General features: G+C 48.0%; 6 protein-coding genes and 1 pseudogene. All 7 read right to left on the bottom strand.

The window, feature by feature from the left end; all coding sequences use genetic code 11:
- Positions 1 to 302 precede the first annotated feature (302 nt).
- Positions 303 to 650: pseudogene (locus tag ACT3XD_RS18925) on the bottom strand (transposase); the annotation flags it as partial.
- Between the two features lie 512 nt (positions 651 to 1,162).
- A complete protein-coding gene (gene cas6f / locus ACT3XD_RS18920; protein WP_225736334.1) occupies positions 1,163 to 1,741 on the bottom strand; it encodes a type I-F CRISPR-associated endoribonuclease Cas6/Csy4 in 579 nt (192 codons plus the stop codon).
- A gap of 26 nt (positions 1,742 to 1,767) precedes the next feature.
- Positions 1,768 to 2,817: a type I-F CRISPR-associated protein Csy3 gene (gene csy3, locus ACT3XD_RS18915; RefSeq protein ID WP_192539664.1), complete on the bottom strand. Its 1,050-nt coding sequence runs from the start codon at positions 2,815 to 2,817 to the stop codon at positions 1,768 to 1,770.
- A gap of 10 nt (positions 2,818 to 2,827) precedes the next feature.
- A complete protein-coding gene (locus ACT3XD_RS18910; RefSeq protein WP_444280667.1) occupies positions 2,828 to 4,888 on the bottom strand; it encodes a hypothetical protein in 2,061 nt (686 codons plus the stop codon).
- Positions 4,889 to 4,892: 4 nt separating this feature from the next.
- A complete protein-coding gene (locus ACT3XD_RS18905; RefSeq protein ID WP_444280666.1) occupies positions 4,893 to 6,131 on the bottom strand; it encodes a TniQ family protein in 1,239 nt (412 codons plus the stop codon).
- Positions 6,132 to 6,355: 224 nt separating this feature from the next.
- Positions 6,356 to 7,570: a DUF4236 domain-containing protein gene (locus ACT3XD_RS18900; protein ID WP_192539667.1), complete on the bottom strand. Its 1,215-nt coding sequence runs from the start codon at positions 7,568 to 7,570 to the stop codon at positions 6,356 to 6,358.
- 55 nt (positions 7,571 to 7,625) lie between these two features.
- The gene (locus ACT3XD_RS18895; RefSeq protein ID WP_192539668.1) at positions 7,626 to 7,772 is read right to left on the bottom strand and encodes a hypothetical protein; all 147 of its coding nucleotides are present in this window, start codon (positions 7,770 to 7,772) and stop codon (positions 7,626 to 7,628) included.
- Positions 7,773 to 7,854 lie beyond the last annotated feature (82 nt).

Genomic DNA, 7,854 nt, shown 5'->3' with positions numbered 1-7,854 from the left:
TACTGACTGGTGGCATCGCTTATCAGGATCGGCTTCTTCAGCGCGAATGGCCGGTGAGTAATGCCAGAACGCCGACCTTTTCCCGCTTTCTTATAGCTATTTAGAATCAATTGCGGCCGCCCACGCAGCCGTGATCGCCGACCGCCGCCGCTCGACTTCTGGTGCTGTGGTGGTCTCGCAGGAGCGTCAGCTCAGTGCGGTCAGCTTCGGTAGCCCCTTCAGCAGCGTCGGCCACCACTTGTCGGCAGCGGCTCCGAGATGAACGGTGATTCGCCGAGCGTGCGTAAGCGTTCATTCCACGACGTGGCTTGCGACGGCCGGTCCTGAGCCAGGGGCGTCATCCCACTCGCATCGCTGCAGGCCAACTGCCAGAGCGGGTCACGGCGCAGCGTGTCGGTATCGCTGAGATCGATCCAGCCCATGGCACGCTGCAGCACCAGGGTACGCAGCTGACTGGCCAGTGAGTGACGGATGCGTAGCGGGTTACGGAGGTCGACCAGATTGTCTTCCAGCGCCTCGACCACGCCGCTGTTGTCGAGGGCTTCACGCAGCAGCAAAGCGCCGCTGTCGCTGGTGGTGCGCTGGCCGCTCAGCTCGACACGGACAGCGCCGTTGCACGAGGGCGTCCAGGTGGATAGGCTTTCACCCATAGCGGGTGGCTCTCTTGGTTCAGGCTCTTGACGGAACACACTGAATTTTCAAGAGAATACCATCCGCTATCTTCGTTTTCAGGCCGGCCTCATGAATAAGGCGGGCTAAGAGCAAACCAACTCATCTTCAGAAATAGCCTTCACTTAGCACCACAAAAAAACCCTCCAAGAAATCTTGGAGGGTTTAGAACTATTGCTGCCTTGCGGCGGTGTGTATCATTACCGTTGCTGGCTTCCAGTCCTAATATCAGCTGCCTATTCGGCGGTTCACCGGTCGTAGCCTGTACCCAGCATGTAATCGTCTTTTTCAGCTGCCTATTCGGCGGTTCACCCTGACAAACATCACCACGGCTTCCCGAAGATTTTTTCAGCTGCCTATTCGGCGGTTCACTAGACCTAGCTAGCAGTTTAAATATAGGCATCAACAAGATAAGTACAAAACGATAAAAATACCCTTTTTGGCGTATCTTAAGTAAGTTATTGAAAAATATAACAATATATTCTTAAAATATTTAGGTAATCTGCTTAAAATTTGGCACAGAGCCAAAGTGTGTCTGTTTTGTAGCCAACCCGTAGCTATTGTAGCTATCGCACTGGCTTTCTTCACCAAGCGCCTCATACTGCACATACAGCGGGAATCGTTGGCCTGACGATCGGCTATCAATAGGAATTACGTGGCAGTGATCAACGACGCGATCTGATACAACACTGCCAGGTATGAACGTCTCGCCACGTTTTTCAGCTCGATTTTTGCTGCGGATCAGCCGTCTCTTGATTTCGCCTGGAAAAGATTTAGCAACATGCTGATTTCTAATAAATCTCACTTCCTCTAATGTCGTTGGAACTATTTCAATATCACTAACGTTAATAAATCCTTCGTCCGCCATATTCTTAAAATAGCGCGCTGATGACAAATAAGACAAAGCGTTAAAATCTTTACTCACGAAAGCGATTGAATCCCCTACTGTATCCGTAGCCCATGATGGAAACGAAATACCAATGCCGGAACTCGTTATTTCAGAGCCGCTTATAAACCCATGTAAGCAAGCAATACACCTCCCTGCTAAAAATGCGTGATTGGCTGAAGGCATTAGATATTTTATGTAAAAAAAGCATCTCATTTTTCACCCTTCTTTATTCCTTTTTGAAACATACCACCCTTCACCAGGACTGACATCACGTAATGTGCATTAGTGCTGGCCTGCCTAGTTTTAATCATCCCCTCCGTGATACTTCCAATTTCGTTTAACAGCGAGTAAAAATCTTTCTTCGTAACTGGTTCACGCATAGCTAAAACCCGACTACGATCTGCACCGTACTCACTCACCCTCAAAGGGTATTCAGCCCCTTCATCTAGCCACCAGTCATCAATTTTTTGAATTGCTGCTCCGATTTTATAAGCACCAAAGCTAACTGCTTGACGACCGTCGTTCATTGTACTTTTCATAAACTGCCTAGCCGCACTTTCGTTGCCTCTATCATCTTTCTCAACAAATAATTGACCGGGAAAAATTTCTTGGCAAAATTCTGTTTTTATTTTGGCAGTTACATCTGCAAAAAGAAATTTTTGTGGATAAGAGAGCGACTCTTCAAGCTCAATCGCAAGCCCTTCCAATGATTTAAGGTCATCTCCTTCCCAATAAGACCCCCACTCTTTATACTGTGCATCTTTAACATTATAGTTTTTTAAATTTGATGTAGAAACCTCAACAGCTATGCCTCTTGCAACTTTATTTCTCCAAAGCCATTCAGCTGAAAGAATATTTTTAGCATATCGGGTTGCTAACTCGCGGTATCCGCCCAGATATCGATAAGCATCAGAGAACTCTTTTAACACTTTTGTAGCTTCTGCATTATCACAGATGTTTGGTTCTAAGCTGTTTGCAATGATGCGTAAAGAAAAACGACAATACAACGTATCGACTAATGGTGGTACATAACACGTTTCGAGCATTATAGGATTAGAAAAGCCCAAATCGCTCGTTTCTTTAGCACGCGCAGTCCCGGATGCCATATAGCCATCGCTAAACGTTGCCTTGGGGCCACGAAACCGCGTCACTTCCGCTTGTAACGGCTCAAATTCGCTCGAATCTGTCCGGTAATAAAAAACCGCCTTGCCCGGATTGAGAGAGCGCTCATAGCTAAGATGTCTGAAAGAGTTCATCATGCCGACCTGCCTATGCTTTTTTCATTAGCATAGTCAAGTTCTGGCTTTTCAACCTCCAAAAAGCATTCTGCAGAAAGTGTGCTGTACCATTGAGCCTGACGCTTGCCGGTGACAACGTCTCTGTTAGACCGACTAAAGGCTCAGCATAAGCATGGAGCTGCCTATGTGAACCAGACCGATAGCAAGGTTCTTCAAGCAGCTGGTAGCCACTCATAGCAGGTAAATGATTGGGATGCTTGGACAACCATGTCACCAAGCTGCCGATGCTTTGCACCTGTTTTTCTGAGTCGACAACCCAACGACCTTCGTCCGGCAGAAGCGATATGGCTGCCAATAAACTGTTTGCATCTCCATATAGTTGGCACCACTGCAACTCTTCATAAAGTGGCGGGGGCTGCATAGTCCCCCCAGCGAACCTCCCAGGGAACGCAGACTGCAACATAGGCAATTCGTCATTTCCAAGCGGGGTATCGTGCCCATCCTCTAGTCGATAACGAATAACCAAATCCATGCGCAAATCGCAAAAGCGCATATCAATAAGGCCTGGCCGCTTGGGAGCCTCACCTGGCTTCATTGGAGGCAGATAAGGGGCAGGTATCTTGGCACCCAAGGAGGACTCATACTGCCGCAAAAACCAAGCAACCTCTTCAAAGACAATGTTCCGTTTAAGGATATTTCGTAAACGTAGCTGGTAGTTATAGACGGTTCCCCATACTGCCAGCAGTGAAGGCAATCCCACTAGATAGGGACAAGATAACGCCTGAGCATCGAATACATGTAGGTTTTTTAAGTGAAGGTACTGATATGGCTCTTCAGCCATAGCTTCATCTTCTTCTGTTTTCATCCCAATCAATAAGGACTTAAGCTGAGCCTTGAAAGGAATTAATAGTTCTGGATGATAAGCAAAGCCTTGTGTCTGGGGATACCTCACCAAAATACTGTGCAATTCTTTATTAACCTCAGGTAGAATTCCAAGTAAATCCTCGTCAAGAGCAGAAATCAAAAGGCATGCTGTATTGCTCGCACGATCTGAAAATACTTCTCCTCCTATATTTCTCCAATAGCTAACCGGGGATAGCCATTCAGATAAAGACTGCCTCAGCAACTTAATAGCAGAACGCCTATGATCTCGCCTATTTTTTCCGGTCAACAAGCTTTTACTTTCAATAATTTTATCACATGCCAGGATAAACGACTTACTTCTTAAAGAACTGTGATGAAAGTCTACAAAAAAGATTCCAGAAGAATTTTCATTTTCTTTATTGTGGCTACAGGCTAACAATCGAGGGGAATAACTAAGAGCAGAGACATTACCTCCAAGCGAGGATGCTAAATCTCCAACACTTGAAGAGTGCCAATGTTTTATTGTTGCAAAATCTCCACATTTATTACGTCGAGCAACTTGAATGTCGGCCAGTAATGAGTGTGATGTGACAGGTGTAATACTGACATCCTTTCCTTGATAAAGAAAGGTAACTTGCACTGAATGCCTATCCACATAAGAAGGTGATAAATTTTTAGTTAAATAATTATCGAAAAGCGACTGAAGGTAAGTCCATTGACCATCAGACATACCAAGATTCATGAATTCTTTCCGCCATTGCTTGTCATTATCTAAAACAATAGCGGCCAAACAGCAAACTACACCCTTAAATATAAAATTAGCTCCAAAAAGTTTTGCTTTATTCACAGCTGCTGAGTTGTGTGACCAACCCAAACGACTCACACTATTATATGAAGAAATAACACTGCCCGAGGGCTTCTCAGCTTTTACTAATAATCTCTGATGTGCAACACGTGTATCAGGGTACTTTAGGTTGTGTGAGTGCAGCCACTGCACTTCCTGCGCACAACTTTCGATATACTGCCAATCTTTGAGTGTTTCAATTGCTCTTTTTTTATTCAACAAATCGGGAGCGTACTGACGCTTATGCGATAAGTTCAGCAGCACCAAAATAGCAGCGTTAACATCTTCAGAAACCTCTATCAGCGGCGTGTAGGGAGCGAAAGCTTTACGAATTGCTTCTGAGCGGTTTGGCTCATCCAATTCCAACAACGTACTTAACGACATGACGTTACCACGCTGGTAAATAATTATTATAGCTGCTTGTCTCAACCGGCATTCTTGACTGACGCAACTCCATGATTTCTCTTAAATAAAATACTCCTATACCATTCACTAGCTTTTCATGTGATTTAAATTTGACTGCGCACCTGAGATACCCTTCTTCATATAGACGGTACGCTTGCTCATACGACGTGCCAAGCAAAATCGCGGCTTCCGGCATACTAATAAGTAGATCTGCGACGTTTGGCACACGTGATTGCGGATTCTGATCAACCAATCGTGCTAAAAAATTCTCCAATGGAGTCAAGACGAAATCGCTTTCTGGATAAGCCTTCAACAGCAGACGCGAAATGCCGACAATGTTGCCAAAAACATCGTGAAATGAGGTTTTATTATAATCACATACTAATTTACCGCCTGAGAGCGCCGCTTGCTGCTCTAGTTCCTGTGTAAACACTTCAGGCCAATGCATGAAATACTCGATAGCCCGCTCAATCGTAAGAGTGGGAACCTGATCACTAGCGTCTAGCGTTTTATGTATGTATAGCTGGTACCACAGCAAGCACGCTAGTCTCAAACTGATGGGTCGGATATCTAATAGTGGGTGCCTGGAAGGCGAATGCTCCCCTACTACCAGGCGACTCGCGATAAGCTGCCATTCGTCTGCTGGCTCCGAGCCAGCGTTACGAAGATCGAATCCACAGCGACAAGTATGCAAGCATTCAGAATGGGTATAATTTAATTTCTCTTCGCATTTTGGGCACTCATTCAGCATCTGTTTGCCATGATTAATGCAGGCTTCATAGGGCATCCAATGCCATTCCTGCCGAATGTAATTGGCTTCAGTGAGGCAATCCGGACAAACAGGTACCCCCTTTTGGCGAACTAACGCTCGGGGTACGTGGCTACCTGCATAAAAAACGCTAGCGTAGCGCGAACAAAATTTCTCGCTGGAATGCATTACTGCCAAGTGTAGTAGCGGAAGTTTTTCATTATCTGTCAGCGACTCCACTAGCTTGAGCGCTCTGATGCGACGACTACTACTCTGAGCCGCGTGATAGACATTTAAACGGCTTAGCTCTTCTGGGAACGCCCCTGCAGCTTCATGATCATGCAGCTGCAGCCAGTCTTTTATCGCTCGACTAAGCTGCTGATAGTATTCGAAGAAATTCTCTTGCGATAGACGGAGCATGTAGCTCTCAAGTGACTCGTTAATGAACGGTCTTGGGCGGACAAGCAATTTCATGGCAACCACCTGCTAAGATATCCTTATCAAAGGTATAGCAGCTATCCACCATAAAGCATAAATATTTCTAAAAAATATTGGCTTATGGAGTTCATCCCCTTTCCCACGATCAAAGGTTGAGCTGTCATGTCAGCGCCGCTCACACTTGCACGTTGTCACTACCGTTGAATGAGAATCCCTATCCAGACAACATAGAAGCCTTGGGCTTATGCCTAAGCCAGGGTTTAGACGAGCTTAAACGGTTCAATATCACGAAAGATGCCGGTTTTGGTCATGTCACGGCGCAACGTAAACGCTTCTACCGCCGCCACCGGGTCGACCTGCGCCAGCTGATCAAAGTGGATACGGTTCCACTGTGCTCGGGTGACCTTGATACTGTAAAGATACTGATCGCGCGTACCGCCCGTGATGGGATCAACTACTTGGCGATATCCAGATACCCGCGCTTCTTGAACAGAGGGCAAACGCACAAACACGGCGCCAAGCACACGAAAGGCAATGCCGTGGACATGATCACGGTACAGTTTTCGCTGTCGTGTGGCACTCAGGGATTTCGGGGTGAGCTTGAGCGCTTTGGCGGGTATCATCCATTCCCGATCCGGCATGTCATCGTCAGAGGGCAGGTCAATATCCAGCGCTATCGTGGTGTCATCGCTTCCCAGGTCAAAATCGATCACTGTCTCGCGGGGCCAGCCGATCTCCTCAAGGCGCTCTTGAAGCGTGAGTGTCATGTCATCACGTTGTCTTAGCACGCCCTGCTCTTCGCGCTGCTGTCGGGCAAACTCGGCGGCATCAAAATCGGCTTTGCGGTGTTCCCAATGACGGTAGTCGTCATGAAATTGCGCCTGGCGGCGTGCGCTATCGATCTCATGTTGACGGCGTGCCGGTGGCCATAGCGCTTTCCACCATGGAAGAGGGACCGGCGTGGGCGAAGTGGGTGCCGACTCAGCAAAATGGCGTGGGGTGTAGCCACGGCAGTGAGGAGATGGGGTGTCGTGGTGCAGCTGCCCTAAGCGCACGATATCCGCGTTTAATTCATCGCAGAGTGTCTTGAGCTGTGCACGAATAGCGTCATGTGCATGGCGGCGCAGCCAGCGTACGTCCTGGTCGTTGAGCGGGGTGCCATCTTCAAATCGGTAGCGCATGTTGCCGTCTTTATTAACCGACAGCTGAAGCCCTAGCGACTCACCTTGCCCAATGCGCGTTTCTAGAGCTGAAGGGGCACTTGCTTGCCCCTTTGAAGAAGCTCGACGAGATGATGACAGCTGGGTGCGATAGGCCAGTCCTGTTCCAGGAAGTCCGGCATGCGCATGGATGCCTCGTGGCCCCATGCTGACACTGGCACCACGCGGGCCAACAGAAAGGCCCACACCACGCTTGCTGATATTCAGGCGCACGCCGGGCGCAAGCGAAATACGACGTTGAAAACGAAAAGCCATCGACACTCCTTAAAGCGGGAACCTTACGTCATTGGTTCACGCGCCGTTGATCGCGCTAACCCACGATACAGTACCAACGCGCCTCTTCCTCTTGCCGCCGTTTAATCGCCGCCTGCATGGCTTCTTCTGAGGTCGCATGGCGGGTGCGTGACGTACCGTAACTGAACTGCGCGCTGCGTTTTTTGCGTGAACCGCCGGGCATCAACTCATACCAGGCCTCTATCCAGAGACCAGAGAGTTGTCCCAGTGGGACGCTCGTAATGGTAAACGCCCGTTATCGGGCC

This window comes from Halomonas sp. AOP7-B1-5 (assembly GCF_052353045.1).
Taxonomy (GTDB): Bacteria; Pseudomonadota; Gammaproteobacteria; order Pseudomonadales; family Halomonadaceae; genus Vreelandella; species Vreelandella colorata.
The sequence above is the reverse complement of the archived record's forward strand: the minus strand, read 5'-3'. Positions and strand labels throughout refer to the sequence as shown.